The organism is Petrimonas sulfuriphila, assembly GCA_038561985.1.
GTDB classification, from domain to species: Bacteria; Bacteroidota; Bacteroidia; order Bacteroidales; family Dysgonomonadaceae; genus Petrimonas; species Petrimonas sulfuriphila.
Map to the genome: position 1 here is coordinate 248613 of CP073276.1, position 16197 is coordinate 264809.

The window sequence follows — 16197 nt, forward strand, 5'->3', positions numbered from 1 at the left end:
TTATTCAGTTAAGCCCGCCGATTATTTCTTTCTGTTGCCGGAATGTCCACGGAATGTGCGCGTTACCGCAAATTCACCTAACTTATGTCCTACCATGTTTTCGGTAATATACACCGGAATAAATTTATTTCCGTTGTGTACAGCAATAGTGTGGCCCACGAAATCGGGGGAAATCATTGAAGCACGTGCCCATGTTTTTACGACAGCTTTTTTGCCGCTCTCGTTCATGTCATTCACTTTCTTCTCTAATTTTATGTTGATATACGGACCTTTTTTTAATGATCTGCTCATAATTCTTACTTGTTAATCAGGTTATTTTTTCTTTCTTCTTTCTACGATGTATTTAGAAGAATGCTTTTTCGGAGCTCTTGTTTTCAAGCCCTTTGAATAAATACCTTTGGGCGAACGTGGATGACCTCCCGACGCGCGGCCCTCACCACCACCCATGGGGTGGTCAACCGGGTTTTTAACAACCCCGCGTGTGTGTGGACGACGTCCAAGCCATCTTGAACGACCGGCTTTACCTGATTGTTGCAGAGCATGGTCTGAATTACCAACACTTCCTATAGTAGCTTTACATGTAGCAAGAATTTTACGAACTTCACCTGAAGGCATTTTGATAATCGCGTATTTATCTTCACGCGAAACCAACTGAGCGAATGTTCCGGCCGAACGCACCATTTTTGCACCTTGTCCCGGGCGCAACTCAACGTTATGAATCACCGTACCAAGGGGTATGTTTGCCAAAGGCAGTGTATTGCCAACTTCGGGAGCAGCTTCCGGTCCCGACATCACTGTGGTTCCAACTTCTAATCCGTTGGGAGCAAGGATATACGTTTTTTCTCCATCGGCATAATAAAGCAACGCGATGCGTGCAGAACGATTGGGATCGTATTCAATGCTTTTTACAACGGCAGGAACTCCGTCTTTTGTTCTCTTGAAATCAATAAAACGAAAACGTTTTTTGTGTCCGCCACCAATGTAACCTATCGTCATTTTCCCGCGATGGTTGCGTCCACCTGTACTTGTTTTACCAACTACAAGAGATTTTTCCGGTTCTGATGCAGTGATATTTTCAAAAGAACCGATAATCTTGTGTCTTTGCCCCGGTGTTGTGGGCTTTAGTTTACGTATTGCCATTTTTTAATTAGATATTGCTGAATAAATCGATTGTTTCACCTTTTTTCAAGGTTACAATTGCTTTTTTATAAGATGGCGTGCTACCGGTAACAACACCGGATTTTGTGTAGCGGCTTCTCAGCTTGCCATCGTATTTCATTGTATTCACCTGTTCTACGTGAACATTGTAGAGCGATTCAATTGCATTTTTGATTTCTACTTTGTTAGCTCCGGGAACTACAATGAAACCGTAACGGTTTTCGAACTTCTCGGTAACCGCGGTTTGTTTTTCTGTAAAAATTGGTTTTATAATTACTCCCATTGTTTTGTCTCCTTATGCTTTAAGTAAATCATCAATTACCGCAACAGACGATTCCGTGAGCACTAAATTCCCACAGTTCATAATTTTGTATGTATTTATGTCTGAAGCAGTTATAATCTCAACTCCCGGTAAATTTCGAGCCGACAAATATACGTTTTTATTTTGACTTGGCAAAACGAAAAGTAGCTTTTTATCAGCCAGTTGCAGTTTTTTTGTTAGCTCAGCAAAGTTCTTCGTTCTGGGTGCGTCGAAGTTGAAATCTTCCACTACCCAAATAGCTTCGTTTCTGGCTTTTAATGAAAGTGCTGAACGACGTGCCAATGCTTTTTCCTTTTTGTTGAGCTTAAAGCCGTAATCACGTGGTTTAGGACCAAAGACCCGGCCTCCGCCTACCATAACCGGCGATTTGATGTCGCCACGGCGTGCACCACCACTCCCTTTCTGGCGAATGAGCTTGCGGGTGCTTCCAGCTATTTCATTTCTCTCTTTCGATTTGTGCGTACCCTGACGCTGGTTAGCCAAATAATGTTTTACGTCTAACCAGATAACATGATCGTTAGGTTCAATTCCGAAAATGGAATCATTGAGTGTCACCTTTTTATCTGTTACCTCTCCGTTGATATTGTATATGCTTAATTCCATTTTATTTTTCTATTGCTACAATTGAACCTTTACATCCCGGAATCGAACCTTTCAACAATAAAAGATTGTGTTCGGGAATTACTTTAATCACCTGAAGATTTTGAACGGTTACCCGCTCATTACCCATCTGGCCGCCCATACGAGTACCTTTAAATACTTTCGCGGGATACGAACAGGCTCCGATAGAACCCGGGGCACGCAAACGGTTATGCTGCCCGTGTGTGGACTGTCCTACACCACCGAAACCGTGGCGTTTTACTACACCTTGAAACCCTTTTCCTTTCGATGTCCCGATCACGTCCACGTAAACGGCATCGTTAAAAAGATCAACAGTGATTTCGGACCCCAACTTGTAGTCGTTTCCAAATCCTTTGAACTCGGCCAAGTGTCTCTTCGGGGTAACTCCGGCTTTTTTAAAATGACCTTTTTCGCCGTTGGGTGTGTGTTTGTCTTTTTTATCTTCAAACCCAAGTTGAATAGCGTCGTAACCGTCATTTTCAACGGTCTTTACCTGAGTAACCACGCAAGGACCTACTTCGATAACAGTGCATGGAACATTTTTCCCCTCGGCACTGAAAACGGATGTCATTCCGATTTTTTTTCCAATTAATCCTGGCATTTCTCTGTTGTTTAATTAATTAATTATTTAGATTCAAGAACCAAGAGCCAACGATTTTTATCTTGGTTCTTCTGTCCTGGCTCCTGGCTCTTTTGTCTTATTTATTACACTTTGATTTCTACTTCTACCCCACTCGGCAATTCAAGCTTCATCAGCGCGTCAACGGTTTTTGCCGTTGAGCTGTAGATATCGATCAGCCGCTTGAAAGACGAGAGTTCGAATTGCTCGCGCGATTTTTTGTTTACGAATGTAGAGCGGTTCACAGTAAATATGCGTTTGTGTGTGGGCAACGGAATGGGTCCGCTTACTACTGCACCCGTAGCTTTTACGGTTTTTACGATTTTTTCTGCAGATTTATCCACCAGGCTGTAATCGTAGGACTTCAGTTTAATTCTGATTTTTTGGCTCATATTATTTTTATAATGTTATTTAATCAAATCAACACGACCTTTTACTTCCGTCAGCACTTGTCTTGCAATCGAGGGAGAAACTTCCTCAAAATGGTCGAAAGACATTGTGGAGGTTGCTCTTCCCGAAGTAATGGTCCGCAATGAAGTTACATATCCGAACATTTCCGAAAGCGGAGTTTTTGCCTTTACAATGCGTGCACCCGACCGGTTCGATTCCATGCCTTCGATTTGTCCGCGCCGCTTGTTCAGATCGGAAATCACATCCCCCATACTTTCCTCTGGAGTTACTACTTCCACCTTCATGATCGGCTCTTTTAAAACAGGACCGGCTTTTTCGCTGGCACTTCTGAATGCCTGAATAGCACATATTTCGAATGACAACTGATCGGAGTCTACCGGATGGTAAGAACCATCAATTACCGTAACTTTCAGCTTGTCCAACGCATAACCGGCGAGAACACCGTTCTTCATGGCGCGTGCAAAACCCTTCTGGATAGACGGTATATACTCTTTGGGGATATTTCCGCCTTTTACCTCATCGATAAATTGCAGTTCCCCTTCGAAATCTGCATCGGCCGGTTCTACCCGTACGATGATGTCGGCAAATTTACCGCGCCCCCCAGTCTGCTTCTTGTAAACCTCACGCAACTCAACCGGCTTAGTAATAGCCTCTTTATAAGAAACTTGCGGACGCCCTTGATTGGCTTCGACTTTAAACTCACGTTTCAACCGGTCGATAATGATTTCCAGGTGAAGTTCTCCCATTCCGGAAATAACCGTCTGACCGGTTTCTTCATCCGTCTTAACCGTAAATGTAGGGTCTTCTTCTGCCAGTTTAGCCAAACCAACGGAGAGTTTATCCAAATCTTTCTGGGTCTTAGGCTCTACAGCAATACCGATAACCGGATCAGGGAAATCCATCGATTCCAAAACAATGGGTTTGCTTTCTTCACAAAGCGTGTCGCCCGTGCGAATATCCTTAAAACCAACTCCAGCACCGATGTCTCCACATCCAATGAATTCTTTCGGATTCTGTTTGTTAGAGTGCATTTGGAACAAACGTGAGATACGTTCCTTTTTCCCCGATCGGGGATTATAAACGTAAGAACCTGCTTCCAGTTCTCCCGAATAAACACGAAAGAAACAGAGACGTCCCACATATGGGTCAGTCGCGATTTTGAACGCCAGGGCGCACATCGGCTCGTTAGGATCAGGACGTCTGACGACTATTTTGTCTGTATCTCTCGGATCAACGCCCTCAATAGCATCGGTGTCGACCGGGCTGGGCAAGTAAGAACAAACAGCATCCAGCAACGTTTGTACTCCTTTGTTTTTGAATGAAGAGCCACAGATCATCGGATTTATCTGCATGGAAAGTGTTCCCTTCCTTACAGCTGCTCTCACCTCATCCTCCGTGATGGTTGAAGGATCGTCGAAAAACTTCTCCATCAACACATCATCGAACTCAGCAACCGTTTCGAGCATCTTTTCTCTCCACTCGTTGGCTTCATCCAATAAATCAACAGGTATCTCCTCTATGTGATACTCAGCACCCATGGTCTCATCGTGCCAATACAACGCTTTCATTGTAATCAAATCCACCACGCCCTTGAAGTTCTCTTCTGCGCCTATGGGGATTTGGATGGGACAAGGAGTTGCACCAAGTACTTCTTTTACCTGACGAACTACCTCAAAAAAGTTAGCCCCAGAACGGTCCATCTTATTCACGTAACCAATTCGCGGCACTTTGTATTTATCTGCCTGACGCCACACAGTTTCCGATTGCGGCTCAACCCCACCTACGGCACAAAATGCCGCCACGGCTCCGTCGAGAATACGCAATGAACGCTCAACTTCTACGGTGAAGTCAACGTGTCCCGGAGTATCAATTAGATTAATTTTGTATGTTTTGTCATTATATTTCCAGTTCGCGGTTGTGGCCGCAGAAGAAATGGTTATACCCCGCTCCTGCTCCTGCTCCATCCAGTCCATCGTGGCCGCCCCATCGTGTACCTCTCCAATTTTATGGGTTAATCCCGTGTAAAACAAGATACGTTCCGACGTAGTCGTCTTGCCGGCATCAATGTGCGCCATGATACCTATATTGCGAGTGAAAATTAATGCTTCTTTTGAACCTTTTGCCATCTTTTTTACCTAACAGTCTGTTTATTTAAAATCTGAAATGTGCAAAAGCCCTGTTCGCTTCTGCCATTCTATGCATATCTTCTTTACGTTTATATGATCCACCCTGATTGTTATACGCATCAACGATCTCAGCAGCCAGTTTGTCTGCCATCGTCTTACCTCCTCTTTTGCGAGCATAAAGAATGAGGTTTTTCATTGAAATGGATTCTTTTCTTTCGGGACGAATTTCTGTAGGCACCTGAAATGTTGCTCCGCCAACACGGCGTGATTTCACTTCAACCTGCGGTGTTATATTGTCTAATGCGGCTTTCCAAATCTCGAGAGCCGGTTTTTCTTCGTTGGGCAATTTAGCCTTCACTGTATCCAATGCAGAATAGAAAATATCGTAAGATATACTCTTCTTTCCGTCATACATAAGGTGGTTAACAAACTTTGTCACCCTTACATCACCATATACAGGATCGGGTAGAACCTGTCTTTTTTTAGGTTTTGTTTTTCTCATTGTTTTAATTGATTTGTGTTGTGTTTGGTTGCCGTTTTTTATCTGTCTTCAACAATTCCTCCGAACCGTTTACTCAACCTATAGTAGCTTTTCCCAAAAATTCCAACAGCGATTTTACATGAATTTTAACTTATAAAAAATAAAGCGTACTTTTATTGTGCGGGATTATTTCTTCTTTGCACCCGGCTTGGCAACTGCTCCCGGTTTAGGACGCTTAGCTCCATATTTAGAACGACGTTGAGTACGGCCATTTACCCCGGCAGTATCCAATGTTCCGCGAACAATGTGATAACGTACACCCGGAAGGTCTTTAACACGACCGCCACGCACCAATACAATAGAGTGCTCCTGCAAGTTGTGCCCTTCGCCCGGAATATAAGCGTTCACCTCCTTAGTGTTAGTTAAACGTACACGAGCCACTTTCCTCATTGCTGAGTTTGGTTTTTTGGGAGTAGTAGTATAAACCCTCACGCAGACACCGCGTCTTTGCGGACACGAATCAAGCGCACGGGATTTACTTTTCTCTTCTATAACCGTACGGCCTTTTCTTACTAATTGTTGAATTGTAGGCATTTTTCTACTTTCTTTTTGTCTTTTATTTTACTGATAAATTTAATTTCTTTACACAACCTCACCCAATTATAACTTAAATATAATCAAATGATTAACGTCAAAAACCACCGTCTCTGGGGTTAAAAACGGCACAAAATTACAAATAATCAACATGATATGCAAATTATTGACGGTGTTTTTTCAACTATTTTACAAAATCCAGACAACTGATATTTTGAAAAAACAACAACTATTTCTTACGTCGCCACCGATTTTTATAAAAAAACAACTATTTTCGCAATTCAATGTAACTTTTTCAACATTTATCCGTCATCCAACTAATGAGTCACGATAAATTCCATCGGATCATTTTACCGCTAAAGGATAAACTCTTCCGGCTTGCGTGGAGCATCGTGAGAGATTCCGCCGAAGCCGAAGACATTGTACAAGACGTGTTTTTGAAGCTTTGGTCGAAAAATAACGAGTGGGAAAACATCGAGAATCTGGAAGCCTATTGTTTCCGCGCTACAAAAAACCTGGCGCTCGACAGAGTGGAGTCTCTATCGATACGAAGAACAGAAAATATTGCTCCTGAATTGGAAAACGGAATTTTTACCGATCACGTAACGCCGTTTTTCAAACTGGTGGAAACCGAAAGGAACACATTAATATATAGGTGCATTAATCAACTGTCGGAAAGCCAGAAAGCGGTGTTTCAACTGCGTGAGATTGAAGGAATGAGTTACAAGGAAATAGCGCAAGTATTGGATATTAGCGAAGATTTGGTAAAAGTGAACCTCTTTAGGGCTAGAAATAAATTGAAAGAATTATTATCGGGTAAACAAGAATGAACAACGAAAGAATACATACATTGCTGGAGAATTACTGGAACTGCGAAACATCGGTTTCGGAGGAAAGGGAACTACAGGAATTTTTCAACTTCGGTGACGTCCCCGATGACTTGCTGCCGTATACACCTTTGTTTGCCTATAAACAAAACCATCAGGCAATGAAATTGAGCTGTGATTTTGAGAAGAAACTTGATACACTGATCCGCAGAACCGACCGGCAAAAACAATACATCACCATAAAAATATTCGAGCCTTTCCTGCGTATCGCCGCATCGGTTATTCTCATTGCCGGGATTGGGGTATCCGTTTACTTTGTTGCCCGCCAAAACAACCGGGTCTTTGCCGAAACATACAACGATCCTCGTGCAGCCATACAACAGGCCACCTCGGCCCTAGAGAAGCTATCCAAAGCATTACGGGCCACCGAAGAAGCATCTTTGAAGTCGCTGGAGCAATTGGATGATTTAGACCTGGATTGGTCGGAAATCGATTCGTTGAGCACCAGGATTCCACTCTATGACCCCGATTTAAGTAAGAATATCAAACCCGAAAATCTATGAGAAAAATTTTTCTGGTCTTGTTTACGTTGTTTTTGGCAACTTCAACCTTTGCAAACGATTTCATTACGAGATTCCTGAAGGAGTGCGTCGAAACGGAACGGCCGGTAAGTAACGTAAACATAGGGAAAGCGATGCTTAACAAAATGGCGTCGAATACCAGCGATGAAGAACTAAAGACAACTTTTCGCGAGTTAAACAGCATTCGCATCATTACAACAGAAAACAAAGCAGACTCAAAATTCTATTTTGAAAAAGCAAAAGAGATGGCATCCAGCGAATTCACAGACTACAAGGAGGTAGTATCGGTGAATGAAAGGAGGTCGAAAATAAATATCCTGATGAAAAAAACCGACGAGAAAACGCAGGATCTTATCCTTATGGCATTGGATGACGACAGTAAACTGACCATCATAACCGTTTCGGGGAATATAGACTTCAACTCAATCTCGAAAATTTCCGACTCATTGCGGAAAGGAGAAGCAGAAGAACCTGTTTTAGAGAAAGGAAACGAAAAAAACAACTGACCCGGTCAGTCAAACCGAACGAGCACAAATAACTTTTTTCTTTTTTATATTTAAACGATGAGCAGGCGGCAGAACGTGAGTTTAGCCGCCTGCTGCTTTTATGGCACAAAAATACGTTTTTTTTGAATTAAAATGCAAGAGAATTTGTAAATTTGCGAAACTTTTGATACAGTAGGTTATTATTACTGCTCACATCAAATCCACACCTAAACAATATGTATAACAAATCACTCCATCTTGTTCTCGAAGACGGAACAGTATTTCAGGGAAAATCATTTGGTTACGAAGCACCGGTTGCCGGTGAAGTTGTTTTCAGCACTGGAATGGTCGGCTACACCGAAAGCCTTTCAGATCCCTCCTACCTCGGGCAAATCCTGACGCTGACCTACCCGCTTATCGGAAACTACGGCGTCCCCAAAGACGAATCGCACCAAGGCATTTCTACCTTTTACGAATCGGAAAGAATACAGGCAAGCGGCCTTATTGTTTCCGATTTTTCTTTTGAATACAGCCACTGGAACGCTGCAAAAAGTTTAAGCGACTGGCTGAAGGAAAACAAAGTACCTGCCGTCTACGGCATCGACACGCGCGAACTGACCAAGCTGGTCCGGGAAAAAGGGACAATGCTTGGTAAACTGGTCTTTCCCGGTGAACCCGACATACCGTTTGTAAATCCCGATGACGAAAATCAAGTTGCAAAAGCAAGCTGCAAGAAGACAATTGTCTACGGCAGCGGAAAACACAAAGTGGTACTGGTCGATTGTGGCGTGAAAAACAACATCATTCGCTGCCTGCTGAAACGGGATACGACAATCGTGCGCGTACCCTGGGATTACGATTTTAACGAGATGGAGTTCGACGGATTGTTCATTTCCAACGGCCCCGGTGACCCGGCTTTCTGTACGCCAACCGTAAACAACATCCGAAAAGCAATGCAAACCGGCAAACCAATTTTCGGAATCTGCATGGGAAACCAATTGCTTTCACTGGCAGGAGGAGCCAGCACCTATAAGCTGAAATACGGGCATCGCAGCTGCAATCAGCCGGTTCAACTCGTCGGGACGCAACGGGCGTTCGTAACTTCTCAAAACCACGGTTTCGCGGTGGATAACAACTCGCTGGGCGTGGAATGGGAACCTCTTTTCGTCAACATGAACGACGGAACGAACGAAGGCATCCGCCACAAAACCAATCCCTGGTTCTCCTGTCAATTCCACCCCGAGGCATCGGCAGGGCCGACCGACACCGAGTTTCTCTTTGATGTGTTTATCCGGACGCTCGAAGTTAAAAATATTCCGATTCCAAAACTCATCGAGGATGAACTCGATGCAAAATCAGTTTTAAAACAAGTTTACCGGGGCATTGAAAAAGGATCTGTCAAGAAAGTTCTGCTCTTGGGTTCTGGCGCACTGAAAATTGGCGAAGCCGGCGAATTCGACTATTCCGGTTCGCAAGCCTTAAAGGCCCTGAAAGAAGAAGGCATTGAAACCGTACTGGTTAACCCCAATATTGCTACTGTTCAGACCTCAGAGGGCATTGCCGACAAGGTTTACTTTTTGCCCGTAACCCCGGATTTTGTGGAGCGGGTAATCGAAAAAGAGCGTCCCGACAGCATCTTTCTTTCGTTTGGAGGACAGACGGCGCTGAACTGCGGCGTAGCGCTATATAAGAATAAGATCCTCGAGAAATACAACGTGCGCGTGCTCGGCACCCCCGTACAAGCTATTATCGACACGGAAGACCGGGAAATCTTCAATCAAAAACTTTCCGAAATCGGCGTAAAATATATCCAGAGCGAAGCGGTAACCTCGCTTAAGGACGCTCTCAGGGCAGCCGACAAACTCGGCTATCCGGTAATCGTACGGGCTGCTTATGCTCTGGGCGGGCTGGGAAGCGGCTTCTGTGACAACGAAGACGAACTGGAATCACTCGTTACAAAGGCTTTCAATTATTCACCACAAGTGTTGGTTGAAAAATCATTAAAAGGCTGGAAGGAGATTGAGTATGAAGTGGTACGCGACCGGTACGACAACTGCATCACGGTTTGTAACATGGAAAATTTTGATCCGCTGGGTATACACACCGGGGAAAGCATCGTGGTAGCCCCTTCGCAAACGCTTTCCAACAGCGAATATTACAAGCTTCGTGAACTCGCGATCCGCATCATCCGCCACATCGGCATTGTGGGCGAATGCAACGTTCAATATGCTTTTGACCCATTCTCCGAAGATTACCGCGTGATTGAAGTTAACGCCCGCCTGAGCCGCTCCTCCGCGCTGGCTTCCAAAGCTACCGGTTACCCCCTGGCCTTCGTGGCCGCGAAGCTGGGGCTAGGGTACGGCCTTCCCGAACTTAAAAATTCGGTAACAAAAGAAACATCAGCATTCTTTGAACCCGCACTGGACTATATTGTTTGTAAAATTCCGCGCTGGGACCTGGCAAAATTTCACGGCGTCAGCCGCGAAATAGGCTCTTCAATGAAATCGGTGGGTGAAATTATGTCCATCGGACGAAGTTTTGAAGAGGCATTCCAAAAGGGATTGCGGATGATCCAACAGGGCATGCACGGATTTTCAGGAAACAAGCACCTGTTTACCAATGAATTGGACAAAAATCTAAGCATCCCAACCGACAAACGCGTCATCTACCTCTCCCAAGCATTCGAACAGGGATATCCGGTAGACAAGATTTACGAGTTGACAAAAATTGACCGGTGGTTCCTTTATAAACTGAAAAATATTGTTGATACAGCTCGTTCCATTGAGAAATGCAGTGATAAGGAGCAACTTGCGACGGAATTGTTTGTCAAGGCAAAAAAAGCCGGATTTTCGGATTATCAGATCGAAAAACTGATATACAGGAAACCGATGCCTAAAGATACGGTTCGAGAGGAACGCATCAAACGCGGGATCCTGCCTGTGGTAAAACAAATAGACACCCTGGCGGCTGAATATCCGGCGCAGACCAACTACCTCTACCTGACATACAACGGAACAGTCAATGATGTAAAATACCTGGGCGACCACCGGTCTGTGATTGTGTTGGGCTCGGGAGCCTACCGCATAGGCTCATCGGTAGAATTCGACTGGTGCTCGGTGAATGCGCTCAATACCATTCGGAAAAAAGGATTGCGCTCAGTGATGATCAACTATAATCCCGAAACCGTTTCGACCGATTACGATATGTGCGACCGCCTTTACTTTGATGAATTGAGCTATGAACGGGTAAGGGATATCATTGAACTGGAAAATCCGAAAGGGGTGATCGTGTCCACCGGTGGACAAATTCCAAACAACTTAGCGGTGCGGCTGCACCAGTCGGGCGTGAAGATTCTAGGCACGCAAGCTACGGATATTGATAATGCGGAAGACCGCCACAAGTTTTCATCCATGCTGGACCGCCTGGGAATAGATCAGCCGAGGTGGAAGGAACTGACAACGCTTGAAGATATCAACCAATTTGTAAACGAAGTGGGCTTTCCCCTGCTGGTGCGTCCTTCGTATGTCCTTTCAGGAGCTGCAATGAACGTATGTTCCAACACGAACGAGCTGGAACGCTTCCTGACGCTGGCCACGGAAGTATCGAAAGAATATCCGGTAGTCGTTTCAGAATTCATCGAAGGAGCAAAGGAAATCGAAATTGATGCCGTCGCACAAAACGGAGAGTTGGTGGTTTATGCCATTTCTGAACACGTGGAATTTGCTGGCGTCCATTCAGGCGATGCTACCATCCAGTTTCCACCGCAAAAAATCTATACGCAAACCGTTCGCCGGATTAAACAGATTGCCAGGGAGATTGCTAGGGAACTGCACATCTCGGGGCCTTTCAACATCCAGTTTCTGGCAAAAGACAACGACATAAAAGTGATCGAGTGCAACCTGAGGGCCTCGCGTTCGTTCCCGTTTGTTTCCAAAGTGATAAAGATCAACTTTATCGAACTGGCTACACGGGTGATGCTTGGAGAAGAAGTCCAAAGGCCTGAGAAGTCGGCATTCGATCTGGACTACGTGGGCATTAAGGCATCACAATTCTCTTTCACCCGTTTGCAAAAGGCAGACCCCGTACTGGGAGTGGATATGGCATCCACAGGCGAGGTGGGCTGCCTCGGAACCCACTTCGACGACGCACTGCTTACCGCCATGCTTTCGGTGGGATACCGGATACCCGGGAAAAACATTGTCGTTTCCTCGGGAAGTACCAAATCGAAAGTAGCGCTACTGGATGCCTGTCGGCTTCTGGTCGACAATGGATACCACTTGTTTGCAACCGGCGGTACGCAAAAATTTTTCGAGGAAAACGGTGTGAAAAGTACCTGTGTAGCCTGGCCGGACGAAGAGGGCGAACCGAAAGTTACGGACATGATTGCCGAAAAGAAAGTGGACCTGGTCATCAATATTCCCAAAAACCTGACCGAAAGGGAATTAACAAACGGCTACAAAATCCGTCGGGGAGCTATAGATTTCAACATCCCGCTCATAACCAACGCCCGGCTGGCGAGCGCCTTTATCAAAGCCTTCTGCTTCATGAAGGCGGAGGATATTGAGATCAAGCATTGGGGAGAGTATAAGTAGAAAGCCGGGTAGCTGATGCTTCCTACAGGCCCTTCGCTGCCCCAACAAAGCTCACAAACAACGGATGCGGATGGATAACAGTGCTGCTATATTCGGGATGGAACTGTACGCCAATGTACCATTTGTGGTGGATAAGCTCAATGATTTCCACCAAGTTGAGCGTATCGTTTTGCCCGCTACAGATCATTCCAGCAGCTTCAAATTCGTCCCTGTAGGCGTTGTTAAACTCATAACGGTGGCGGTGGCGTTCACTGATTTCGGTTTTGTTGTAAATGGCGTTCACTTTGCTCCCTTTTTTAAGCTGGCAGGTATAAGCGCCCAACCGCATACTGCCACCCAGGTTTAGGATGTGTTTTTGCTCTTCCATGATATCCACCACGTTGTGCGAAGTGCCGGGGTCTATCTCGGTACTGTTGGCATCGGCATAGCCCAAAACATTCCGGGCAAATTCGATGGACATCGTCTGCATTCCCATGCAAATACCGAGGCAGGGGATATTGTTTTCACGGACAAATTCAAGTGCGGTAAACTTGCCTTCCATACCCCGCTGGCCGAACCCGGGTGCGACAACTACGCCGTCCAGGTTTTGCAGTTTTTCACCGACATTTTCCGGCGTAATATCATCAGACAAAATCAGCTTCAGGTCGAGCCTTCTGTTGTGAAAGGCACTGGCGTGCTTCAACGACTCAATGATAGACATATAAGCATCGGGTAACTGAACGTATTTGCCTACTAGGCCGATATGCACCTCTTCGGTTGCATTTTCAAACCTTTCCACAAAACCGGCCCATTCCTCCATATTGGCCCGGGGAGTTTTTTCCAAATCAACATCCATTTTCGTAAGTACCACCTCATCCAACTTCTCCTGCTGCATATTCAGCGGAACACGATAAATGGTTGAAGCATCAATCGATTGCATCACGGCTTGAGGCTCCACGTTACAGAATAAAGCAATCTTTTTCCGCAACTCTTTTGAAATAGGGTGCTCCGTGCGCAGGATCAGGATATCGGGCTGTACACCCTGCTCCTGAAGCATCTTCACGGAATGCTGCGTAGGCTTGGTCTTTAATTCCCCCGCCGCCGCTATATACGGAACGTAGGTAAGGTGTACGATCAGGCAGTTTTTGCCCAACTCCCACTTTAACTGACGCACACTTTCGATGTAGGGCAAACTCTCGATATCCCCTACTGTACCTCCAATTTCTGTGATGACAAAGTCAAGCCCCTTCCGACTGAACGATTTGATGTTTTCCTTTATTTCATCGGTAATATGCGGTATAATCTGTACCGTTTTTCCGAGATAATCTCCTTTTCGTTCTTTGTTGATTACGTTCTGATAAATTCGTCCGGTGGTAATGTTATTTTCCCGGTGTGTTTCCACTCCGAGGAAACGTTCGTAATGCCCCAAATCCAAATCCGTTTCCTGTCCGTCTACCGTAACATAACATTCACCATGTTCATACGGATTCAGTGTTCCCGGGTCAATATTGATATAAGGATCCAGTTTCTGGATTGTCACCCTGAAACCGCGTGCCTGCAGCAATTTGCCAAGCGATGCGGCGATAATCCCTTTGCCCAAAGACGACACCACACCGCCTGTCACGAATATGTATTTAGTTTTTTCCATTTTTGCGGTAAAGATACACATTTCGATAAAAATTTATTTCATTCCTGCATTAATTTGTACCCTCTTTCGTGCACTGAACCCACCGCGCGCCCCGACGGGTCGGCATTTTTCTTAAACGCTTCATCCCATTCAAGTGCGACAGGTGTGCTGCAGGCTACCGAAGGAACAGACGGAACGCACTGCGCAGCCGAATCAGAAGGGAACAGGTCTGAATACAGGGTTCGGTAAACATATTCTTCTTTTGTCAGTGGCGGATTTATAGGAAAACGGTATCTCACGTTGGTCATTTGTTCATCAGTAACTGTCTCATTTGCAATGGTTCTCAAGGAATCAATCCAGCCGTAACCCACACCGTCGGAGAACTGCTCCTTTTGCCGCCAAGTCACTTCTGGAGGCAGATAGTCTTCAAAAGCCTTACGCAAAATATGTTTTTCAATTTTTCCGTTCCCTGCCATTTTATCTTTCGGGTTAAGCCGCATGGCTACATCCAGAAACTCTTTGTCTAAGAAAGGCACACGCCCTTCCACACCCCATGCAGCCAGCGATTTGTTGGCTCGCAAACAGTCGTACTGGTGCAATTTACTTAATTTCCTCACGGTCTCCTTATGGAACTCTTCCGCATCGGGAGCCTTGTGAAAATAGAGATAACCACCGAAAACCTCATCGGCACCTTCGCCCGAAAGCACCATCTTCACCCCCATTGAACGGATATAGCGGGCCAACAGGTACATCGGAGTACTTGCCCGGACAGTAGTAACATCATATGTCTCAATATGATAAATCACGTCTCGCAAAGCATCCAGCCCTTCCCGGACGGTGAAATATATTTCGTGGTGAATGGAGCCAATATAGCTGGCAACCTTTCTCGCGGCAGCCAAGTCCGGCGAACCTTCCAGTCCGATGGCAAACGAGTGAAGCCGGGGCCACCACGCCTCTTCCCGGTTGCCCGTTTCGATGCGCTTGGCAGCAAACTTCCTGGCTATGGCCGAAATTATGGAGCTGTCCAAGCCGCCGGAAAGCAAGACCCCATAAGGCACATCCGACATCAACTGACGTTCAACCGCATTCTCCAGTGCCCGACGAAGTTCCTGAACATCCGACGGATTGTCCTTCACGTTTCCGTACTCCATCCAGTCACGAACATACCACCTGCACGGCTCCTTGTCCGGACTGTAATAGTATTGTCCAGGCAAGAACTCTTCGATCCTGTTGCAGTGGCCTTCCAGCGCTTTGAGTTCCGAAGCCACATAATAAGCGCCATCCCTGTCCCACCCCTGATAGAGCGGAACGATTCCGATGTGGTCGCGACCGATCAGGAAGCGATCGTTTTCCATATCGTATAGCGCAAAAGCAAAAATCCCGTTCAGATCTTCCAGAAAACCCGCTCCTTTTTCCCGATAGAGCGCCAGAATCACTTCACAATCGGATTGGGTCGTAAATTCGTATTTGTCCTCAACCTGTTTCCGGATATCCCTGTGATTATAAATTTCACCGTTAACGGCCAATACCAGCTTTCCGTCTTTGCTGAAAAGTGGCTGTCTTCCGGATTTCGGATCCACTATGGCCAATCGCTCGTGCGCCAAGATAGCTTTTTCAGAAACAAAAATTCCCGACCAGTCCGGCCCCCGATGACGAACGGTTTTCGACATATTCAGGATTTGCTGACGCAAGCTTTCCGCCGGTCTTTTTATATTAAACGTACATACAATTCCACACATTTCAAGTTGATTTTTTTAAGTTGGAAATCATCCTA

At 45.5% G+C, this 16197-nt stretch carries 15 protein-coding genes; 4 read left to right on the top strand and 11 right to left on the bottom strand.

Annotated elements, in window-relative coordinates; genetic code table 11:
* Window positions 1-21: 21 nt before the first annotated feature.
* The 9 genes from rpsS to rpsL all read right to left on the bottom strand — a co-directional run bounded on the left by rpsS (window position 22) and on the right by rpsL (window position 6332).
* Complete coding sequence (gene rpsS, locus KCV26_00975; GenBank protein ID WZX36993.1) at window positions 22-291, bottom strand: 30S ribosomal protein S19; 270 nt, start codon at window positions 289-291, stop codon at window positions 22-24.
* Between the two features lie 21 nt (window positions 292-312).
* Window positions 313-1140: a 50S ribosomal protein L2 gene (rplB, locus tag KCV26_00980; GenBank protein WZX36994.1), complete on the bottom strand. Its 828-nt coding sequence runs from the start codon at window positions 1138-1140 to the stop codon at window positions 313-315.
* Between the two features lie 7 nt (window positions 1141-1147).
* Window positions 1148-1441, bottom strand: a complete 294-nt coding sequence (gene rplW / locus KCV26_00985; GenBank protein WZX36995.1) for a 50S ribosomal protein L23 — start codon at window positions 1439-1441, stop codon at window positions 1148-1150.
* 12 nt (window positions 1442-1453) lie between these two features.
* Window positions 1454-2083: a 50S ribosomal protein L4 gene (gene rplD / locus KCV26_00990; protein ID WZX36996.1), complete on the bottom strand. Its 630-nt coding sequence runs from the start codon at window positions 2081-2083 to the stop codon at window positions 1454-1456.
* A gap of 1 nt (window position 2084) precedes the next feature.
* On the bottom strand, window positions 2085-2702 hold the full coding sequence (gene rplC / locus KCV26_00995) for a 50S ribosomal protein L3 (protein WZX36997.1): 618 nt from the start codon (window positions 2700-2702) through the stop codon (window positions 2085-2087).
* A gap of 104 nt (window positions 2703-2806) precedes the next feature.
* Window positions 2807-3112, bottom strand: a complete 306-nt coding sequence (rpsJ, locus tag KCV26_01000; protein WZX36998.1) for a 30S ribosomal protein S10 — start codon at window positions 3110-3112, stop codon at window positions 2807-2809.
* A 15-nt stretch (window positions 3113-3127) separates the two neighbouring features.
* Window positions 3128-5257, bottom strand: a complete 2130-nt coding sequence (gene fusA / locus KCV26_01005; protein ID WZX36999.1) for an elongation factor G — start codon at window positions 5255-5257, stop codon at window positions 3128-3130.
* A gap of 25 nt (window positions 5258-5282) precedes the next feature.
* Window positions 5283-5759 carry a 30S ribosomal protein S7 gene (gene rpsG / locus KCV26_01010; GenBank protein ID WZX37000.1) on the bottom strand — a complete coding sequence of 159 codons (477 nt, stop codon included), beginning with the start codon at window positions 5757-5759 and terminating at the stop codon, window positions 5283-5285.
* A gap of 165 nt (window positions 5760-5924) precedes the next feature.
* Complete coding sequence (gene rpsL / locus KCV26_01015; GenBank protein WZX37001.1) at window positions 5925-6332, bottom strand: 30S ribosomal protein S12; 408 nt, start codon at window positions 6330-6332, stop codon at window positions 5925-5927.
* A 320-nt stretch (window positions 6333-6652) separates the two neighbouring features.
* On the opposite strand from rpsL, the gene KCV26_01020 reads away from it, so the two are divergent.
* From KCV26_01020 to carB, 4 genes are all read left to right on the top strand, one after another.
* A complete protein-coding gene (locus KCV26_01020; protein WZX37002.1) occupies window positions 6653-7162 on the top strand; it encodes an RNA polymerase sigma factor in 510 nt (169 codons plus the stop codon).
* Window positions 7159-7722, top strand: coding sequence for a hypothetical protein (locus KCV26_01025; protein ID WZX37003.1), 564 nt, complete (start codon window positions 7159-7161; stop codon window positions 7720-7722). The genes KCV26_01020 and KCV26_01025 overlap by 4 nt, the downstream gene beginning before the upstream one ends.
* Window positions 7719-8246, top strand: coding sequence for a DUF4252 domain-containing protein (locus KCV26_01030; protein ID WZX37004.1), 528 nt, complete (start codon window positions 7719-7721; stop codon window positions 8244-8246). The genes KCV26_01025 and KCV26_01030 overlap by 4 nt, the downstream gene beginning before the upstream one ends.
* Window positions 8247-8461: 215 nt before the next feature.
* Window positions 8462-12817 carry a carbamoyl-phosphate synthase (glutamine-hydrolyzing) large subunit gene (gene carB / locus KCV26_01035; GenBank protein ID WZX37005.1) on the top strand — a complete coding sequence of 1452 codons (4356 nt, stop codon included), beginning with the start codon at window positions 8462-8464 and terminating at the stop codon, window positions 12815-12817.
* A gap of 22 nt (window positions 12818-12839) precedes the next feature.
* On the opposite strand, the gene KCV26_01040 is transcribed toward carB, so the two are convergent.
* A complete protein-coding gene (locus KCV26_01040) occupies window positions 12840-14444 on the bottom strand; it encodes a CTP synthase (GenBank protein ID WZX37006.1) in 1605 nt (534 codons plus the stop codon).
* Window positions 14445-14482: 38 nt separating this feature from the next.
* Complete coding sequence (gene asnB / locus KCV26_01045) at window positions 14483-16162, bottom strand: asparagine synthase B (GenBank protein WZX37007.1); 1680 nt, start codon at window positions 16160-16162, stop codon at window positions 14483-14485.
* Window positions 16163-16197 lie beyond the last annotated feature (35 nt).